The sequence below is a fragment of the Novosphingobium sp. Sphag1I genome, assembly GCF_056279125.1.
Genome location: NZ_JBWBQS010000011.1, coordinates 102,918 through 121,370, shown reverse-complemented (window position 1 = coordinate 121,370; position 18,453 = coordinate 102,918). Strand labels below are relative to the sequence as shown.

The 18,453-nt window shown below is 59.6% G+C and carries 20 protein-coding genes; 11 read left to right on the top strand and 9 right to left on the bottom strand.

The genetic code is table 11. The features are described from left to right. Nucleotides 1–136: 136 nt before the first annotated feature. Both cutA and ACZ9HU_RS14200 read right to left on the bottom strand, forming a co-directional pair. Nucleotides 137–463, bottom strand: coding sequence for a divalent-cation tolerance protein CutA (gene cutA, locus ACZ9HU_RS14205; RefSeq protein ID WP_476105881.1), 327 nt, complete (start codon nt 461–463; stop codon nt 137–139). Continuing rightward, entirely contained in the window at nt 460–1,488 is a 1,029-nt protein-coding gene (locus ACZ9HU_RS14200) for a COX15/CtaA family protein (RefSeq protein WP_476105880.1), read from the bottom strand. Before ACZ9HU_RS14200 ends, cutA begins: the two co-directional genes overlap by 4 nt. 169 nt (nt 1,489–1,657) lie before the next feature. Here ACZ9HU_RS14200 and ACZ9HU_RS14195 point away from each other — a divergent pair, with 169 nt between their 5' ends. The 3 genes from ACZ9HU_RS14195 to ACZ9HU_RS14185 all read left to right on the top strand — a co-directional run bounded on the left by ACZ9HU_RS14195 (nt 1,658) and on the right by ACZ9HU_RS14185 (nt 3,716). Beyond that, nucleotides 1,658–2,032: a MerC domain-containing protein gene (locus ACZ9HU_RS14195; protein ID WP_476105879.1), complete on the top strand. Its 375-nt coding sequence runs from the start codon at nt 1,658–1,660 to the stop codon at nt 2,030–2,032. A 19-nt stretch (nt 2,033–2,051) separates the two neighbouring features. After that, on the top strand, nt 2,052–3,041 hold the full coding sequence (gene thiS / locus ACZ9HU_RS14190; RefSeq protein WP_476105878.1) for a sulfur carrier protein ThiS: 990 nt from the start codon (nt 2,052–2,054) through the stop codon (nt 3,039–3,041). A 147-nt stretch (nt 3,042–3,188) separates the two neighbouring features. Then, nucleotides 3,189–3,716 (top strand): hypothetical protein, encoded by a 528-nt coding sequence (locus ACZ9HU_RS14185; protein ID WP_476105877.1) that lies wholly within the window; start codon nt 3,189–3,191, stop codon nt 3,714–3,716. A gap of 135 nt (nt 3,717–3,851) precedes the next feature. On the opposite strand, the gene galU is transcribed toward ACZ9HU_RS14185, so the two are convergent. Further along, the gene (gene galU, locus ACZ9HU_RS14180) at nt 3,852–4,748 is read right to left on the bottom strand and encodes a UTP--glucose-1-phosphate uridylyltransferase GalU (RefSeq protein WP_476105955.1); all 897 of its coding nucleotides are present in this window, start codon (nt 4,746–4,748) and stop codon (nt 3,852–3,854) included. A gap of 147 nt (nt 4,749–4,895) precedes the next feature. Here galU and murA point away from each other — a divergent pair, with 147 nt between their 5' ends. Continuing rightward, complete coding sequence (gene murA, locus ACZ9HU_RS14175; RefSeq protein ID WP_476105876.1) at nt 4,896–6,179, top strand: UDP-N-acetylglucosamine 1-carboxyvinyltransferase; 1,284 nt, start codon at nt 4,896–4,898, stop codon at nt 6,177–6,179. 58 nt (nt 6,180–6,237) lie between these two features. On the opposite strand, the gene ACZ9HU_RS14170 is transcribed toward murA, so the two are convergent. The 6 genes from ACZ9HU_RS14170 to ACZ9HU_RS14145 all read right to left on the bottom strand — a co-directional run bounded on the left by ACZ9HU_RS14170 (nt 6,238) and on the right by ACZ9HU_RS14145 (nt 9,773). Further along, nucleotides 6,238–6,528, bottom strand: a complete 291-nt coding sequence (locus ACZ9HU_RS14170; protein WP_476105875.1) for a hypothetical protein — start codon at nt 6,526–6,528, stop codon at nt 6,238–6,240. 109 nt (nt 6,529–6,637) lie between these two features. After that, nucleotides 6,638–7,012 carry a glycine zipper 2TM domain-containing protein gene (locus tag ACZ9HU_RS14165; RefSeq protein ID WP_476105874.1) on the bottom strand — a complete coding sequence of 125 codons (375 nt, stop codon included), beginning with the start codon at nt 7,010–7,012 and terminating at the stop codon, nt 6,638–6,640. 87 nt (nt 7,013–7,099) lie between these two features. Then, nucleotides 7,100–7,360, bottom strand: a complete 261-nt coding sequence (locus ACZ9HU_RS14160; protein ID WP_476105873.1) for a ribbon-helix-helix domain-containing protein — start codon at nt 7,358–7,360, stop codon at nt 7,100–7,102. 339 nt (nt 7,361–7,699) lie between these two features. Beyond that, complete coding sequence (gene phbB, locus ACZ9HU_RS14155) at nt 7,700–8,422, bottom strand: acetoacetyl-CoA reductase (RefSeq protein WP_476105872.1); 723 nt, start codon at nt 8,420–8,422, stop codon at nt 7,700–7,702. 265 nt (nt 8,423–8,687) lie between these two features. Then, nucleotides 8,688–9,470, bottom strand: coding sequence for a hypothetical protein (locus tag ACZ9HU_RS14150; RefSeq protein ID WP_476105871.1), 783 nt, complete (start codon nt 9,468–9,470; stop codon nt 8,688–8,690). 105 nt (nt 9,471–9,575) lie between these two features. Further along, the gene (locus ACZ9HU_RS14145; RefSeq protein ID WP_476105870.1) at nt 9,576–9,773 is read right to left on the bottom strand and encodes a hypothetical protein; all 198 of its coding nucleotides are present in this window, start codon (nt 9,771–9,773) and stop codon (nt 9,576–9,578) included. Here ACZ9HU_RS14145 and ACZ9HU_RS14140 point away from each other — a divergent pair. The 7 genes from ACZ9HU_RS14140 to ACZ9HU_RS14110 all read left to right on the top strand — a co-directional run bounded on the left by ACZ9HU_RS14140 (nt 9,760) and on the right by ACZ9HU_RS14110 (nt 18,429). After that, entirely contained in the window at nt 9,760–10,269 is a 510-nt protein-coding gene (locus ACZ9HU_RS14140) for a DUF3576 domain-containing protein (protein ID WP_476105869.1), read from the top strand. The two genes, ACZ9HU_RS14145 and ACZ9HU_RS14140, sit on opposite strands and share 14 nt — an antisense overlap. A 98-nt stretch (nt 10,270–10,367) precedes the next feature. Continuing rightward, nucleotides 10,368–12,896, top strand: a complete 2,529-nt coding sequence (leuS, locus tag ACZ9HU_RS14135; protein ID WP_476105868.1) for a leucine--tRNA ligase — start codon at nt 10,368–10,370, stop codon at nt 12,894–12,896. A gap of 2 nt (nt 12,897–12,898) precedes the next feature. Then, the gene (lptE, locus tag ACZ9HU_RS14130) at nt 12,899–13,399 is read left to right on the top strand and encodes an LPS assembly lipoprotein LptE (protein ID WP_476105954.1); all 501 of its coding nucleotides are present in this window, start codon (nt 12,899–12,901) and stop codon (nt 13,397–13,399) included. Further along, nucleotides 13,396–14,427: a DNA polymerase III subunit delta gene (holA, locus tag ACZ9HU_RS14125; RefSeq protein ID WP_476105867.1), complete on the top strand. Its 1,032-nt coding sequence runs from the start codon at nt 13,396–13,398 to the stop codon at nt 14,425–14,427. Before lptE ends, holA begins: the two co-directional genes overlap by 4 nt. 315 nt (nt 14,428–14,742) lie before the next feature. Beyond that, nucleotides 14,743–16,029 carry a sugar transferase gene (locus ACZ9HU_RS14120; RefSeq protein WP_476105866.1) on the top strand — a complete coding sequence of 429 codons (1,287 nt, stop codon included), beginning with the start codon at nt 14,743–14,745 and terminating at the stop codon, nt 16,027–16,029. Between the two features lie 622 nt (nt 16,030–16,651). After that, on the top strand, nt 16,652–17,728 hold the full coding sequence (locus ACZ9HU_RS14115; protein ID WP_476105865.1) for an O-antigen ligase family protein: 1,077 nt from the start codon (nt 16,652–16,654) through the stop codon (nt 17,726–17,728). 2 nt (nt 17,729–17,730) lie between these two features. Continuing rightward, nucleotides 17,731–18,429, top strand: coding sequence for a polysaccharide biosynthesis/export family protein (locus ACZ9HU_RS14110; protein WP_476105864.1), 699 nt, complete (start codon nt 17,731–17,733; stop codon nt 18,427–18,429). The last annotated feature ends 24 nt before the right edge of the window (nt 18,430–18,453 follow it).

The following is an 18,453-nucleotide window of genomic DNA, read 5'->3' as shown; positions in this document are numbered from 1 at the left end:
GCGCATGAAATTCGCCTTTGCACGAGCTTTGGGCCGAGGCGGCGGGGCTGAAAGATACCGCGATTGCCCCCGTCATCAGCGCAGGCCCCTTCAATGCGTGGAGCAGCGCATCGTATTCGATCTTCTTACCCATTTTTTATCCCACCAGTTTGGCGAGCCACCCAATGGTTTGCGGCAAAGAGGCGGGACATTCCCACGCCAAAATTGCCGGTTCACTATAAGGATGCAGCGCAAGGAGGCGCGTCATACATCTGGAATGAGCTTGAACATTGCTCTTGAACAAAACGCCGACTTCTTGTGCCTCATGAATTTCATCTTGCCACGAATAGATGGATTGCATCACGGGCATAATATTGGCGCAAGCCGCCAGAGATTCCTCGACCAGCACTCTTGCCGCCTTTTGCGCGCTTTCCACATCGGGAAACGGGCACCAGATCAACATGGGCGCGGGCAGATCGTTCATGACCAGCGTTCGCTGCCCAAAGCATGCATGCCCCAGACCGTGGCCAGCAGCAGCAGCGCCCCCACCAATTGATGCGCCACGGCCAGCGGGATCGACACCCCGCTCATCACCGTGGCGATGCCCAGCAGGATTTGCGTGCCAAAGGCCGAATGAATGGCGATCGAGGGTTCACGCAGCCCCCGCTGTTTAAGCGCGCGGGCCAGCACGATCAGCACGCCCACCACCACCCATGCCCACCAGCGGTGGATGAAATGGACAATGGCCGGATCGCCGGTGACGGTCTGAATAAAACTTTGCCCCATTTGGGTCGGGCCGGGCCAGATATGGCCGTTCATCAAAGGCCATTCATCGGTGACATGCCCCGCGCGCAACCCCGCCGTGAACGCGCCCCAGATCAATTGCAGCGCCAGCACACCCCCGGCCATCAGGCCCAGCGGTGTCATGCGACTGCGCTTCTGCCCCCGCGCCAGGGCTTGAAGATCCAGCGCGGTCCATGCCAGACCTGCCAGCGTAAAGAGCGCCACCCCCAGATGCGTGGCCAGCCGCAGATGGCTGACCTTTACATCATGGGCGATGCCCGATTTGACCATCCACCATCCCACGGCCCCCTGCAAAGCGCCCAGCGCCAGCAGCGCGAACAGGCGCAGGTGATAGCCAGCCGGAATCTGTCGCCGGACCCAAAAGATGATGAACGGCAACGCAAAGACCAGTCCGATCGTGCGGGCCAGCAAGCGGTGGACCCATTCCCAGAAAAAGATGGCCTTGTATGTGGCCAAGGTCATGCCTGCGGGGCCGTTAATCAGAATATATTGCGGCGTGGCGCGATATTTGGCGAATTCGGCCTCCCACGCGGCCTGGGTCAGGGGGGGCAGGGCGCCGCTGACGGGTTTCCATTCGGTGATCGACACGCCCGATTCGGTCAGGCGCGTGATGCCCCCCACCACGACAATGCCCACCACCATGGCGGCCACAACCCACAGCCAACGTGCGATCTGCAACGGGCGGGCGCTGGAAGAGAAACCCATCTTCATGTCCTGTGTTCTTGGTCCAGCCTCTTAAGGGGAGAGATCCGACATCGCCTTGATCCAATGAATGCAATCATATCGCAAGTTTAATTCCACGGAAGGGCCGGGATCGGGGTTGAAAAAATGTAACCTCTTGCCACATGATACATTATCACATATCGGAGCGCTTATGTTCACCCCCGCACTTGCCTTGATTCGCGCCAAACTCGATCGACTCGGCGTTGCGCTTTCGGCGCTTTGCCTTGTGCATTGCGTGTCGGGCGTGGTGCTGGTGGGATTGATGGGCGTGGGCGGCGGCGTGCTGCTGGATCCGCATGTGCATGAAATCGGGCTGATGGCGGCCATTGCCATTGGCGCGCTGGGGCTGGGCTTTGGTCTGGCGCGGCATGGGCGGCGTGAACCTTTGGTGCTGGGCTGCGCCGGGCTGGTGCTGATGGCGGCGGGGCTTGTGGTCCCGCATGGCTTGCCAGAGATCGCGCTGACGGTCCCGGGCGTCATTCTTCTCGCGATTGCCCACATCCGGAACTTGCGCCACGCTGCATGACGCGCCAATAGCGCCAAGCATGAGCGAAACGATCTCCCTGACTGTGAATGGCGAACCGCGCCGGATTGCCCATGGCGCCAGCGTGGCCGACCTTGTGGCCGACATCGGCCTTAATCCGGCGAAAGTCGCGGTGGAGCGCAATGCGATCATCGTGCCGCGCAGCACGCTGGCCGATGTGGCATTGGCCGATGGCGATGTGCTGGAGATCGTGCATTTTGTAGGGGGTGGTGACGTGAACGCAGATGACACATGGACCGTTGCGGGTCGCACTTTCCGTTCGCGCCTGATCGTCGGCACCGGCAAGTATAAGGATTTCGCCCAAAATGCCGCCGCGCTGGAGGCGTCGGGCGCGGAAATCGTGACGGTGGCCGTGCGCCGCGTCAATGTGTCGGACCCCAAGGCGCCGATGCTGACCGATTTCATTGATCCGAAAAAGATCACCTATCTGCCCAACACCGCCGGCTGCTTTACCGCCGAGGACGCGATCCGCACGTTGCGCCTTGCGCGTGAGGCGGGCGGTTGGGATCTGGTCAAGCTCGAAGTGCTGGGCGAGGCGCGCACGCTTTATCCCGACATGCGCGAAACCCTGCGCGCGACCGAGGTGCTGGCCAAGGAAGGCTTCCTGCCGATGGTTTATTGCGTCGATGATCCGATTGCGGCCAAGCAGTTGGAAGAAGCGGGCGCCGTGGCCGTGATGCCGCTGGGCGCGCCGATCGGTTCGGGCCTTGGCATTCAGAACAAGGTGACGATCCGCCTGATCGTGGAAGGCGCCAAGGTGCCGGTTCTGGTCGATGCGGGCGTGGGTACGGCCTCGGATGCGGCGGTGGCCATGGAACTGGGCGTGGACGGTGTATTGATGAACACCGCCATTGCCGAAGCCAAGGACCCGATCCGCATGGCCCGCGCGATGAAACTGGCGGTTCAGGCGGGGCGCGATGCCTATCTTTCGGGCCGTATGGCCACGCGCAAATATGCCGATCCGTCCAGCCCGCTGGCCGGGATGATCTGATCGGATTTGGCATCATCTAAACAAATCGGACGGGGACGCTAAAGGGCGTCCCCTATGACTTTCTTTAAGATGGTTAACGGGTTTTCAAGACCTTGAAGGCAATTTGTGACCGAGGCCGGGAATCATCCGGGCCGAGGGATCACGAAGATGGCACAGACAGGAACTGCCACGCTTGCAATCGCCGAACTGCGCGAATTCGCCGGTTTTACGTCTTGCGAACAGCGTTATATCAAGCGCAGCCTCGATGTTGGGTTGGGGCGTCAGGACGCTTTCAAGCTGTGGGCGCGTGATGCGGCGGAAAATGCCAGCATCCGCAGCCAATATGTCATCTATCAGGAGTTAAAGGCTCTGCGCGGGGAAAAGCCCAGCGAGGATTGCCTTGACGCGCTGGAAAGCTTTCTGGGCAAGCTGGTGCGCCTGACCGCTTTCGATCTGGCGCAGGAAAAGTTGACGGGCTTTTCCTCGTACCGTTTCCTTTACGAACGCCTGTTGGGCGCGGATGTGCGGCCCTGGTTGCCTTCGGCCTTCTGTGCGGCGGCGGCTCTGCCCCAGATCCGGCCCGAGCGTCGCAAGAAGTTGCTGCAATCGATCAGCGAGGCCGCGGCCACCGCGCCGGGCTGGTCCACGCGTGAACCGGCCTTCTATCCCGAGTGGGTGGATAAAGAAGCGGCCTGATACCGCTTTAACGCAGGGAAAAGGCGCGAAGGGCCCGGCTCTTCGCGCCTTTCTCTTTGTCTTGAATATGGGCGGGCAAAACAAAAGGCGCGTGAGGATCGCTCCCCACGCGCCGTTGTTATGAAATCGGGTCGATCAGGCCAGAACCGGTTCGCCCAGCAGCTTGCGCGCCATTTCGCGCACTTCGGCGCCCATATCTTCGCGCGCCAGCGACAGGGCCAGCGTCGCCTCGACGAAGCCGACCTTCGAGCCGCAGTCATAGCGCTTGCCTTCGAAGGTCACGGCGTGGAACGGCTGCTGGCCGATCATCTGGGCCATGGCGTCGGTCAACTGAATTTCACCGCCCGCGCCCTTGTCCTGCGTTTCCAGAACCTTCATCACTTCGGGCTGAAGGATGTAGCGGCCCGAAATGATCAGGTTCGACGGCGCTGCCTCGACCTTGGGCTTTTCCACCAGGCCCGTCACTTCGGTCAGATTACCCTCGGCCTTGCCCGGCGCGATCACGCCATAGGACGACACTTCCTCACGCGGCACTTCGAGCACCGAGATCAGATTGCCGCCGGTCTGGTTATAGGCTTCGACCATCTGCTTGAGACAGCCCTTTTTACCGACCATCAGTTCGTCGGGAAGGATGATGGCGAAAGGTTCATCGCCCACGATTTCGCGCGCGCACCACACCGCATGGCCAAGGCCCATCGGCACCTGTTGGCGCACGGTGACCAGATTGCCCGGCTTGATCCGTGTGTCGTCCAGCACGTCGAGCGATTTGCCGCGCGCGGTCATCGTCGCTTCGAGTTCATAGGCCGTGTCGAAATGTTCAACGATTGCCGTCTTGCCGCGGCCGGTAATGAAAATAAGCTGCTCGATGCCGGCCTCGCGCGCTTCATCAACGGCATATTGAATAAGCGGGCGGTCAACAATGGTCAGCATTTCTTTGGGCATAGCCTTTGTCGCAGGCAGAAAGCGCGTGCCAAGGCCTGCTACGGGAAATACCGCCTTGCGGACGGGCTTAATTTCTTGCGAATTAGTCATCATACCTCGCTTCCATTCCCGACTGCTCACAAGAGCTAGACGTAAATCTACCTAAATTGCAAGTTCTACAACTTGGTTAATATTTCTCGGCCAGCCTTTCATAATCCGCCCATTGCCGAGCGCGAAAATGCCCCCTAAACGGAAGCGATGGACAAGATCATCATTCGCGGTGGCAAGCGACTTTCCGGAAGCATTCCGGTGTCGGGAGCCAAAAATTCGGCCCTCACCTTGCTGCCCTGCGCGCTGCTGACCGAGGAACCCCTTACGTTGCGCAACCTTCCGCGTCTGGCCGACGTGGATGGATTTCAACATTTGCTCAATCAATTCGGCGTTTCTACGTCCATCGCCGGGACAAGGCCAGAGGATTTTGGTCGAGTTATGACCCTTCAGGCCACGCGCCTGACCAGCACGACGGCGCCGTATGAACTGGTGCGCAAGATGCGCGCCTCGATTCTGGTGCTGGGGCCGTTGCTGGCGCGCGCGGGCGAAGCGACCGTCTCGCTGCCAGGCGGCTGTGCCATCGGCAACCGTCCCATCGACCTCCATCTCAAGGCGCTTGAAGCATTCGGCGCGACGATTGAATTGACGTCCGGTTATGTCCGCGCGGTTGCGCCCGATGGCGGCCTGCCCGGTGGGCGCTATGCTTTCCCGGTGGTGTCGGTCGGGGCCACCGAAAACGCGCTGATGGCGGCCAGTATGGCCAATGGCACGTGCCGTTTGCACAATGCCGCGCGCGAACCGGAAATCGTCGATCTGTGCAACCTGCTGGTGGCCATGGGCGCCCAGATCGAGGGCATTGGCACATCGGAATTGACCATCCACGGGGTCAAGCGTCTGCATGGCGCGACCTATCAGGTCATGCCCGATCGTATCGAGGCCGGTTCCTATGCCTGCGCCGCCGCGATCACGGGTGGCGAGGTCGAATTGCTGGGGGCGCGCGCGGACGAAATGGACGCGACTCTTGCGGCTTTGCGTGAAGCGGGCGTGTTTGTCGAACCGCGCAAGGACAGCATTTTCGTTGCGGCCAATGGTCCAATTCGGCCCGTTACGGTTGAAACTGCACCCTATCCCGGCTTTGCCACGGATATGCAGGCCCAGTTGATGGCCATGCTGACCCGCGCCGAGGGCACCAGCGTGTTGACCGAAACGATCTTTGAAAACCGTTATATGCACGTGCCGGAACTGACCCGCATGGGCGCGCGGATCGAAACCAAGGGCCGCGTGGCCATTGTTCATGGCGTGCCCAAGCTGACCGGGGCCGAAGTGATGGCCACCGACCTTCGCGCATCGATGAGCCTGGTGATTGCCGGGCTGGCGGCAGAGGGGGAGACGACGGTCCACCGCCTCTATCACCTCGATCGCGGTTATGAGCGGTTGGAAGAAAAATTCGCGCTGCTGGGCGCGGATATTGAGCGCGTCGGCAGCGACTGACGCCCTTGATCGGGCCATGACCCGGCGGCTGGATTCGCCGCCGGGTCAGGTTCGTTGATTAGCGACGCGCCTCGACATAGCGGCAGCGCTTCTTGGCCGTGATCGTGCGGTCAATGGCGCGACCCGCAAAGGCGCCGCCCACCGCGCCCGCGACCATGCCCACCGGCCCGCCCAGCGCCGCATGGCCCAGCAAAGCGCCGCCCGCGCCGCCCGCGATCAGGCCGGCCGTACCGCTCGACTTGCGGCATACCTTGACCACGCGCTTGGCAGGGCGCGCTTCGGCCGCAATGGGCGCGGCCACGACGGCCAGAGCCGACGACATGGCGATCAGCTTCAAATAGTTTCGCATATGGAATCTCCTGTTTTGATCAGCGTGGCGCCTATCAAGCACCAACGCAGTTCAACTCAAGATGAACAACTTTTGCGACCAAGTGTTCCATCGTGTTGAATGAAGCCGATCATGGACGGACCGGCGTCTCCACTTCGCGGCAGCGCTGCTTGGCGGTGATGGTGCGTTCCAGCGCCTGTCCGGCGAAGGCCCCGGCCACCGCGCCGCCCGCCGTGCCCAGAATGCCGTTGTCGACGACCTTGTTGCCCAAAACGGCCCCGACGGCGGCTCCGGCCACGGCGCCGGTTGTGGCGCCGGTATGGTCGCAAACCTTGGTCTTTTGCATGACAGGCGCGGGACTTGGCACAGGCGCGGGCTTGGCCGCAGCGACGGCCTTGGGCTTGGTGCTCTTTTTCTTGACCGTGGCCGACAGGCCGGGCTGGGCGCAAAGGGCAAGGGCGATGAGGCCAAGTCCAAGGCCCGACATGTTTCCGATTTTACGCATGGAAATTTCCCCCTCCAATGACGGCCCACACCGAAGTTTCGAAAAGCGGATGCTTTCGAAACGTCATTGACGGCCAATTAGGGGGATTTACTCTAAGCCGGAGCGTGTATCAACTGCGACGAATGGTTGACAGACCAGCCATATTCTGACCGCTCCCGCCAGCCCCGGAGGTGTGTCGCAGGCAATCCGGTCCGCATCGATTCGCGCCACCAATGCGTTGACCGAAACCCCTTCCTTCGCCGCGGCATCGCGCAGCATGTCCCAGAACAGCGGCTCAAGGCTGATCGACGTCTTGTGTCCGGCGATTTCGACCGAGCGTTTGACAGGGGGGTGATAGGGGATGGGCATGCTGACGGTTTTACGGGAGATGAGGGGTTAGGGATAGGGGCCTCCGGCGGGCAAAGGGCGGGGGCCCTTTGCAATCCCGTTAAGGGGGGGCGCATGGATGGCGGGGTAGTTTGATGCAATTTAAAGCCTGCGGCGCAATGAACTCGCCCTATCCGCGCCGCAGGCTTTCAATTGTCAACGTCGCGTCCGACACAAAGTGCCGAACCCATGACGCAACGAAGACAGTAAAGGGAGCGCGAGGGTAATAACCCTCGCATCCTTCCCTTTCCCTTTTTCCCAAACAAAAAAGCGCGAGCCTTTCGACCCACGCCCTTTTGCCATCAGTATGATCGAGATCGATCAATACATGTGCTGACCGCCATTGATGCTCAGCGTCGAACCGGTGACGAAACCGGCCTCTTCGGAGCAGAGGAAGGCCACGCCGCGCGCGATTTCCTCGGCATGGCCAAGGCGGCCCACCGGGATCTTGGCGACGATCTTTTCCAGCACGGGGGCAGGAACGGCGGCCACCATTTCGGTGTCGATATAGCCCGGCGCGATGGCATTGACGGTCACGCCGAACTTGGCGCCTTCCTGGGCCAGAGCCTTGGTAAAGCCATGGATGCCCGATTTGGCGGCGGCATAGTTGACCTGGCCATACTGACCGGCCTGACCGTTGATCGAGCCGATGTTGACGATGCGGCCCCAACCGCGTTCGCGCATGCCGGGGAACGTGGCCTTGGCCATATTGAAGCAGCCGCCAAGGTTGACGCGGATCACTTCGTTCCAGTTGTCGAAGGTCATGCGGTGCAGCACGCCGTCGCGCGTGATGCCGGCATTGTTGACCACGACATCGACCGGGCCCAGATCGGCCTCGACCTGCGCCACGCCGGCCAGCGTTGCTTCGTGATCGCCCACGTCCCACTTATAGGCCGCGATGCCGGTGGCTTCGGTAAAGGCCTTGGCCTTTTCTTCATTGCCCGCGTAATTTGCGGCAACCGTGTATCCCAGATCCTTCAGTGCGAGGCTGATCGCCTCGCCAATGCCCCGCGTACCACCTGTAACGATTGCCACCCGCGTCATGCAATTCCTCCAAAAGATGTCGGTATGCAGAGTGCTATCGGCGCAATGCGACAGAGGCAAGTAAGTTGCGCGGCCCGTGAGCGTAAAAATTGCGTAATTTGGCGCTATTGTGGAGGGAAGTTACGAAAAATGCTGCGATTGCGAAGTTAATTATCGGTTTACGCAATTGCAGCAATGTATGGCACACATGCAATATTGCTCCGTAAATACCATTATAATGCGGCAATTGTCTGTCAAATTACAGTTCAGCTTTTGACCAAACCCGTCAGAACCGAAATTGAGTCCCGACAAAAACCGCCTGACTGTCCGATTTGGCGTCACTGGTTGGTTTCAACCTGTCGCGGTCCTGAGAATAGCGCACGCCCGCCGTCACGTCGAAATTGCGCGTAACGCGATAGGACCCGCCAACGTCAACCGTCTGTTCGCCATTGCTTTCCAGCGTGCGCGGCGCGCGGCCTGCGCGTTCACGATCGACCAGTTGAATATGCGGCGCCAGCCGCGAATCGCCGCTCGTTTCGATCCGTGGAAAGGCGGATAGATCGGGCAGGTCATGCTTGGTCCGGTCATTGCCCGGCAGCGAATAGGTCGAGGTCAGCGTCGAAAAACCCTGATACCCGCGCGACAGGCCCAGATTATAGGCATTGGGCGCCACGCGCTGGTTCGGGCCGGGGTTCTGGATGCGCGGCGCATTGATGGATGGGCCGCGCACGACAATTGCCCGCGCGGTTTCCGCATCAACCCGCACCGCCACCGTCACCGACCGGTCCGGCCTTGCCGCCAATCCGGCGGGGGTGAAATGGAACAGCTCCTCCTTGCCGCGCATGAATTGCGCCTGTTGCCGCGCAGCCATGGCGCGGGCGGCTCTGGGGTCCATTTCGCTGGGGGAAAAATCGCCCTGATTGGAATCTGCACTGGCGTTTTCGATCACCGTGTCAAACCGCGTCGAAAAGGCCAGAACCGCGCTGGGCAAGGCAAGCAGGGCCACAGCCCCGGCCATGACCAGAGAGGGCATTGAGTTGCGCGGTGCCAAAGGAAGCGTTGCCTGCATGGTCGATTCTTGAATCACGGGCCGGACTTGATTCCGACCGAAACCTTATAGGCGTTGAATCATAATCGCGCCATGCTGAACCTTGGCTGCACGGCGTTTGAATGTTCAGCCAAGGTTCACCCCGTCACCGGCCATGAAAAGACATTGCCCATCGCCCCTTGTCGCGCGCTTTTTGGCGGTTATAGAGACTTGCCATTCGTTGCGCGCGTAATGAGCGGACCGGGCGGCGATGACCAGTTTTTTTGGGGCCCAAGCATTTTGGGTTTTTGAGACGGAAAGTGCAGAACCGATGATGGCCAGCAAGGCTCCTGCCCGTAAGTTTATCAGCCCGATGCTGCGTGGGGGCGCGGTCGCTCTGGCCCTGTTGGCGCTGGGCGGGTGCAAGATCGGCGGTATGCGCGTGCATAATCCGATCCATATCAAACATCACCGCGTGACCCGCAGCACGGTTATGCTGCCGCCTTCGAATTTGACGACGATTGGCGTGAATGCCTATCTGTGGCGTGCGGCGCTGGAATCGGTGTCCTTTATGCCTCTGCTGCAAAGCGATGCGAACAGCGGCGTGATCGTGACTGACTGGTATTCGAATCCGTCGAATCCGGGTGAGCGTATGAAGCTGACCATCGCGATTCTGGACAAGGATCTGCGTTCGGACGCGTTGCGCGTGACGGCTTCGCGTCAGGTTTCCAAGGATGGTTTCTGGGCCGATGCGCCGGTGGCGGCCGCCACGGTACAGCGGCTTGAAGACGTTATTCTGACCAAGGCGCGCGACCTGCGTCAGGCCACGCTGATCAAGTAAACTTCAATTCTGACCGTTTGCCTCCTGCCTTGCCCCCATATCGGCAAGCCGGGAGGCTTTCTGGTATAAAGGGCCAGCAGGCATAAAGGGTATTTGCAATGAGTGAGCGTTTCGATTCCAGTGTTGCCGATGGCAAGTGGCAGCGCGTGTGGGACGAGAAGCAGAGCTTCCGGGCCGATGACAAGAGCGCCAAGCCGCGTTCTTACGTCTTGGAAATGTTCCCCTATCCATCGGGGCGCATCCATATCGGCCACGTGCGCAATTACACGATGGGCGACGTTCTGGCCCGCTATAAAAAGATGCAGGGCTTTGAAGTGCTGCATCCGATGGGCTGGGACGCGTTCGGCATGCCGGCTGAAAATGCCGCGATGGAAAAGGGCGTTCACCCCGGCGGATGGACCCGCGACAATATCGCCAACATGAAGGCGCAGTTGAAGCGCCTTGGCTTTGCGCTCGACTGGAGCCGCGAGATCGCCACCTGTGAGCCGGAATATTATGGGCAGGAGCAGTCGCTGTTCCTCGACCTGTACGCCGCCGGACTGGTTTACCGCAAGGAATCGACGGTCAACTGGGACCCGGTCGACAACACCGTGCTGGCCAATGAACAGGTGATCGACGGGCGCGGCTGGCGCTCGGGCGCGCTGGTGGAAAAGCGCAAGTTGAACCAGTGGTTTTTGAAGATCACTGACTTTGCCGACGAATTGCTGGAGGGGCTTTCGAGCCTTGAGCATTGGCCGGAAAAGGTGAAGCTGATGCAGGAAAACTGGATCGGCAAGTCGCAGGGCTTACAGTTCCGGTTCAAGCCGATGCCTCCGTTCACGGACGATATTGAGGTCTACTCGACCCGCCCGGATACGTTGTTCGGTGCGAGTTTTGTAGCGATCGCGGCGGATCACCCGGTTGCACAGGCTCTTGCCAAGCAATCGCCCGAGGTGGCTGGGTTCATCGACAAATGCAAGCAGGGTGGCACCACCGCTGCTGAACTTGAAACCGCTGAGAAGCTGGGCTTCGACACCGGGTTTGAAGTGTTGCATCCGCTTGATGATGGTTGGACGCTGCCGGTCTATATCGCCAATTTCGTGCTGATGGATTATGGTACGGGCGCGGTCTTCGGCTGCCCCGCGCATGATCAGCGCGATATTGATTTTGCCCGCAAATATGGCCTGCCCGTGACGCGCGTGGTGGCCGATGGCGACAACACCGCGCCCGTTTTCGAGGGCAATGAAGCCTATACGGGCGCGGGCACTCTGGTGAATTCGCGCTTCCTCGATGGCATGGAAGTCGAAGCCGCCAAGGCCGCCGTCATCGCCAAGGCCGAGGCCGAAGGCTGGGGCGAGGGCAAGACCGTTTGGCGCCTGCGCGACTGGGGCGTTTCGCGCCAGCGCTATTGGGGCACGCCGATCCCCTTCATCCATTGCGAGGTTTGCGGCGTGGTGCCGGTGCCCAAGAAGCACCTGCCCGTCACCCTGCCCGAGGATGTGACCTTTGACGTTCCCGGCAACCCGCTGGATCGCCATCCCACGTGGAAGCATGTCGATTGCCCGCAATGCGGCCATGCCGCGCGGCGCGAGACGGACACGCTCGACACATTCGTCGACAGCTCGTGGTACTTCCTGCGCTTTGCCAGCCAGCCCGATGATGCGCCGTTCGATCCGGCGGAAATTGCCCGCTGGCTGCCGGTGGGGCAATATATCGGCGGGATCGAACATGCGATCCTCCACCTGCTCTATGCCCGTTTCTGGACCCGCGCTCTGGCCCGCATCGGCAAGATCGATGTGAAGGAGCCGTTTGCCAGCCTGTTTACGCAGGGGATGGTGACGCATGAGACCTATAGCCGTGTCGATCCGTCGAACGGCCAGCCGATCTGGTATGCGCCCAGCGACATCACCCGCACCGGCGAAGGCGCGACTTTGAAGGCCGATGGAGGCCCGGTCGAAATCGGCCGCGTCATCAAGATGTCGAAGTCCAAGAAGAACGTGGTGGACCCCGACGAAATTGTCGCCACCTATGGCGCCGACGCGATCCGCTGGTTCATGCTGTCCGACAGCCCGCCGGAACGCGATCTACCGTGGAGCGAAGCCGGGATCGAAGGTTGTGCGCGTTTTGTGCAGCGCTTGTGGCGCCTGTTCGCGCAATATGACGCCGCCGCAACCGGCGAGGACAAGGCCGTGGATCGCAAGACCCATCAGGCCGTCCATGCGATTGCCGCCGACATTGAGGCTTTGAGCTTCAACAAGGCCGTGGCGCGCATCTACGAACTGACGGGTGTGGTCGAAAAGGCCGCGCCCAGCGCCAGCCGCAGCGCCGCGATCAAGGCGATCCTGCTGCTGATCGCGCCGATGATGCCGCATCTGGCCGAAGAAGCGTGGGCAAGCATCGGTGATGATCTGATTGCCGACGCCGCATGGCCCGCGGTCGATCCGGCGCTGTTGGTCGATGATGAGGTGACCATCGCGATCCAGGTCAAGGGCAAGCTGCGCGACACGATCACCGTGGCCAAGGGCCTGCCCAAGGATGAATTGGAAGCGCTGGCCTTGGCTTCGGCCAATGTGCAGCGTATCCTTGAAGGCGCCGAGGTCAAAAAAGTGATCGTGGTGCCTGATCGTCTCGTGAATCTGGTATTTTGATGATGCGTCGCTTCCTGCCCCTTTGTGCTCTTGTCCTGCTTCCCGCCTTGCAGGGCTGCGCCTTGCAGCCGCTCTATGCGGGCGGGAGCCAGGCGTCTGTGGCGCAGGGGCTGGGCTCCATCTCGGTCTCGCCCATTCAGGGCAAGGCCGGGTGGCTGATGCATAATGCGCTGGTCGACCGGCTGGGGGCGGAACCGGCCTCGGGTGAGGCGCGCTATCGTCTGGATGTAAAGCTGGATGACAAGCTGCTGGGCCTTGGCCTGTTGTCGAACAACACGGTGGGGCGTGAACGCCGCATTCTGCGCGCGCGCTATCAGTTAGTTGATGCGGCCAGCGGCGATATCCTGCTGGACGCGACGGCGGGATCGGACGCGGGGTTGGACGTGGTCTCGTCCGAATATGCCACGGTTGCGGCCGAACAGACCGCTCTGGAGAACCTGACCAAGGTGGTGGCCGGGCGCATCGTCACCAATCTGGCCGTCAAGCTGCGCGCGAGGCGATGAAGGCCACCCAGCGCGATTTCGCATCCATGGCGCCCAGAGCGGCGCAGAGCATGCGGATATTCTTTCTTTGCGGCACCGATGATGCCAGCGTTCAGGATGCGGCCTTTCGCATTGCCTCGCTCTTGCCCGATGCGGGTGAACGCGTGGAATTTTCCGGCGCCGAATTGAAGCGCGATCCGGTGCGGTTGGGGGATGAGGCGCGATCGACGTCGCTGTTTGGCGATACGCGCCATATCTGGGTGCGCTGTTCCGGGGACGAGGCGCATGACGCGGTTGAGAACTTGCTATCCAGCGATGTCGCGCCATGTCCGGTCATTATTCAGGCCGCCAATGCCAGCGACAAGTCGCGCACGGCCAAGCTGCTGGAAAAGCGCGAGGATGCGTTGGTGGCGATGTTCTATCCGCCCGATCTGGGGTCGGTAACGGGCACGGTGCGCCAATTGGCCGATGCCGCCGGCGTGCCAATGGACCGCGAATTGGCCCAGCGTATCGCAGCTGCGGTAGGGTTGGATACAAGGTTGGCGGCGTCTGAAGTTACCAAACTGGCGCTCTATCTGGACGCGACGCAGGAACGTCCGCGTGCCGCCACGCGTGAAGCCTATGAGGCAGTGGGCGCACGGACCGAAGAGGATGGTTTTACCACTTTGGTAAATGTTGTCCTGGGCGGGGATGCGGCCAAGTTGAATGCGGAGCTTCGCCGAATGGCAGAGCTTGAGTTGAACCCGGTCGGCCTGCTGCTGGCATTCGAGCGCCGCGTTGCCCAATTGGCACAGTTGGCGAGTCGCATGGGAACCAACGCGGATATTTCGGCCTTTATGGAGGCGGAAAAAGCATCGCGTCGGGTGTTTTTCAAGGATGTTCCGGACCTTACGCGTCAATTGCGCATATGGCGGGGGCGGGCTTTGGCCCGACTCGCCCAACGACTGATGGTTCTTCATCGCAGCCTGATGGCGAATAACCATAGTGCTGAATTGCTGCTTGCCCAGGAATTGGCGGAAATAGTTCGCTACGCAAAAACTCGTTTCTAAACGCCGGTTTGCCGAACCAATTTACAGAGACGTTAGATATCTGAACAAGGTTTGAGCAAATTTTTATTTTGCTGCAATGCAGCGGCGTGTTAGGGTTTTTACCTAAGGGTGGCCAGATCGGAAGTTAACAGGACTTGCGCCTTTTTCGAACCGACGTTGATGCGGCAAAATTAGCAGGGTGGAGCAAGCATGAACGCGCCAGTAGCACGTGTTTCCGGTTCGTTGCGGAAACGAGCCAAGGCAAGAGCCAAAGCATTGCGTATGCCGTTGATGCCTTCGTTGCAGCAACGACGCTTGCAATGCCACCTCATCTTCATGCTGGGTGACATTCTGGCAATTTTTGCGGGGTTTGTTTGCGCCGGTTATCTTCGCCAGGACGCTTTAACCGAATCGGCAACTATTTTGCCGCAATTGGTTTTGCCGGTCTATCTGTCCATTGCTCTGTACAATGACGCCTATTCCCTCAATTCTTTGAGCAGCACGAGCCATAGTGTGACGCGGGCGCTTTTGGCGCTGGGTGTGTCCGTTGCTGCGGTAACCTTCATCACGTTCTACGCCCGCTCTGCGGCGGAGTATTCGCGCAGCTTGTTCACCATTGGCGTTGTGCTGTCGGCTCTTTTTGTACTGGTCAATCGCGTGCTGATGCGGCGTGTGGTGCGCTGGCGTTGCGGTGTTTCGGTGATCAACCAGTTGGTTATCGACGATGGCGGCCCCAATATTACCCTGCCCGGCGCATTTCACGTATCGGCCCAGAGCTTTGCACTGACGCCCGCGTTGGATGACCCCAACGCGCTTGATCGTATCGGAATGATTATTCGCAATGCGGACCGTGTTGTGATCAGCTCGGTACCGGAGCGGCGCGCCTGTTGGTCGATCATCCTGAAGGGGGCCAATGTCGCTGGTGAAGTGGTGGATGACACTGTGCTTGAACTTTCGGCACAAGGCGCAAGAATTGCCAATGGCCACGGGTTGCTGCTGGTTTCAGTAGGTCCGATGGGGCTGCGCGATCGGTTGCAGAAGCGGATGCTGGATGCCTTTGTCGCTGGTTCGGCGCTGCTTTTGCTTTCGCCCATTCTGCTGTTGGTCGCATTGGCCATCAAATTGGAAGACGGCGGTCCGGTATTTTTTGTTCAGCGTCGCGTTGGGCGTGGTAACCGCTTTTTTCCGATTTTCAAATTTCGCAGCATGAGCGTGAACAGGGTTGGGCGTGATGGTACGCAATCGGCATCAAAGGATGACAAGCGTATTACGCGGGTGGGCAAGATCATCCGTTCGACCAGCATCGATGAATTACCGCAGCTATTGAATGTTTTGCGTGGGGATATGAGCCTTGTTGGCCCGCGTCCACATGCCACAGGTTCATTGGCGGGGAAGAAATTGTTCTGGGAAGTTGACCCGCGTTATTGGGAGCGACACGCGCTTAAGCCTGGATTGACCGGGCTGGCTCAGGTTCGTGGCTATCGCGGTGCGACCGATTGCGAAACCGACCTGACCCAGCGGCTCTATGCCGATCTTGAGTATTTGCATGGCTGGTCGCTCTGGCGTGATATTTGGATCATGTTGATGACCATTCGGGTGGTTGTCCATTCACGGGCTTTTTGAGCGATACAGGGCGGATCTGCGTCGGATACGTATTTGCATGGGTGCCAAGGTGGCGAAAATGGCAAATGCTAAGCGGGAAATTGGGTTGCATGCGATGACTATGACAGCGCGAACGGCACTGTCATGCTGGACTTGTTTTCTCGATATGTGTATTCACTAAGTGCTTTTGCGGGTATTCCTTCGTCGGTGGAAGGTGGCAATATTTATGACGCCTTTCATGGCTAATCGTATCAAAGTGCAGCGATTTTTTGGCGCAATCTGTTTGCCATATCGGTTGGCTTTTGTGACGAATGGGTGTTTCGCGCCGACATGTGCAGATACCGGGGAGTAGCCAGTGCGTAACCTCCTCGTTAATCAAGGTCGAACGGGATTTCTGGCGGCGGCCTGCTTCCTCGTGTTGTTGCTGGCGGGGGGCGGCGGGGACGCAGCCCCTGCTTTGGCGGGCGTTGTGCAGGCCATTGTTGCTATAATCGCGATGGTCTGGCTTATGGCCATGCCCCGCGATGAAGGAACACCGCCGCTGACGGCTTACGCGATCGCGGCTCTGGCCATTGCGGTTCCGGTTCTCCAACTGGTGCCGCTGCCTTCTGCGGTTTGGCAGGCCTTGCCGGGGCGCGAATTGATGCGCGAGTCCCTGACATTGGTGGCTGCTGCGAATAGTTGGCGTCCGTTGAGCCTGTTTCCTTTTGAAACTTTGGCTGTTCTGATGACGCTTGTGCCAGCCGCGATCATGCTTTTGCTGGCGTCCTCGCTTCGTTCATCGGGACGGGTGCTGCTTTTGATCCTTCTGGTTCTGGTGTCTCTGCTGGCGTTGGCGGTTGGTGCGGTCCAGGTATCGGGTGCTGATGGCAATCCATTGCGGTTCTACAATCCGAATTCGGCCATTCTTTCCGGTTTTCAATCCAATCGGAGCGGGCAGGCTGATATCTTTCTGATTGCGATCGTCTGCGTCGGCGGCATCACTCGCGAACTGTATCCCAAGGCGGCGATAGCGAACCGTCGCTGGCGCTTTCTGCTCCTTAATGGAACCATCGGCTTGCTCTTTGCGCTTGCTGTGGTGCTGACGCGTTCGCGCTTTGGCATGATGATGGTGCCTTTCGCGCTTTTGCTTCAATTGGCCTTTTTGCGACCCGCGCTGGGCATGTCACGCCGGGCCATGGCGGTCGGCGCCGGGTTGCTTGCGTTGATCATCGCGGGTGGGGTGGCGCTGATCGGCAGCATTCCCAAGGTCAGTTTGGCCTTGAGCCGCTTTACCACCACCACCGAATTGCGGCCCGAAATCTGGAAAGACACGCTCTATCTGATTGATAAATACTCTCCGTGGGGCACCGGGATGGGCACGTTTGAGCCTGTTTTTCAACTTGATGAACGGCTTGATTGGCTTGGCTATCGCATCATCAATCGCGCGCATTGCGACTTTCTGGAACTCTATCTCGAGGGTGGTATTCCCGCCTTGGTCATTTTGGCTGTTATTGTCGCGATCGTGGTCGGGGCGGCCGTCAAGGGTCTGCGCCAATCCTCTGGGCCCGGCAAATGGCAGATTTGGTGTGCGCTTTGGGGCCTGTTCCTGATTGGAGCACATTCAGTGTTCGATTATCCATTACGCTCTATGTCTGTTGAAGCTATATTTGCGGTGATGGTTGCGATCATCCTTTGTGGTGCGCGACAAAAGACAACTCGTTCCGAATTGGAAATATAGGTATGAAGATGGTGGAACGGCGCGCAATTGGGATCGTTTTGGCGCTCTCTTTGGCTGGTTGCGGTACGGTGAGGCCGAATGCGGCCATCCCGTCCGGCAATGCGGCGTATCAGTTGATCCCTGCCACAGAGAATGGCTTTGATCCTGGCGCTATTCAGCCGGGAGACAGGCTTGCGATCCGTGTCGTGGGCGAACCTGATCTGAGCAATGAGCAGTATTGGGTCGATGGCGCGGGCCGGGTTCAGATGCCGCTGGTGGGCGAATTTGCGGTGGTTGGGCGCAATACCCAATCCGTGCGTGAGGAAATCGAAAAGCGTTTGGCTGTTTCCTATATTCGCAACCCGCTGGTTTCCATCAGCATTGTGGAACACGCCAAATATGGCCTTACCGTTGAAGGTGAGGTGCAAAAAGCGGGCCGTTTCGAAGCATCGCCGGGCATGACGCTGTTGGGTGCCATCGCCTTGGCCGGCAGCCCGACCAAGGATGCCAAGCTTAACGAAATCTACCTTTTCCGGGAAAGAGGCGAGAAGCGTATAGGCGCTCGCTTTAACCTGTCAGACATTCGCAATGGCCGAAATCCCGATCCGCAAATCCTGCCCGGAGATGTGGTTGTGGTGGGCCGTTCCGCCCTGAAGGGAACCTGGCATGAGGTTCTCGCCGCGGCGCCCTTTGCCAATATCTATTACAACGTAGCGCGTTGAACCGTTGTCGGATCAGGCACAAGC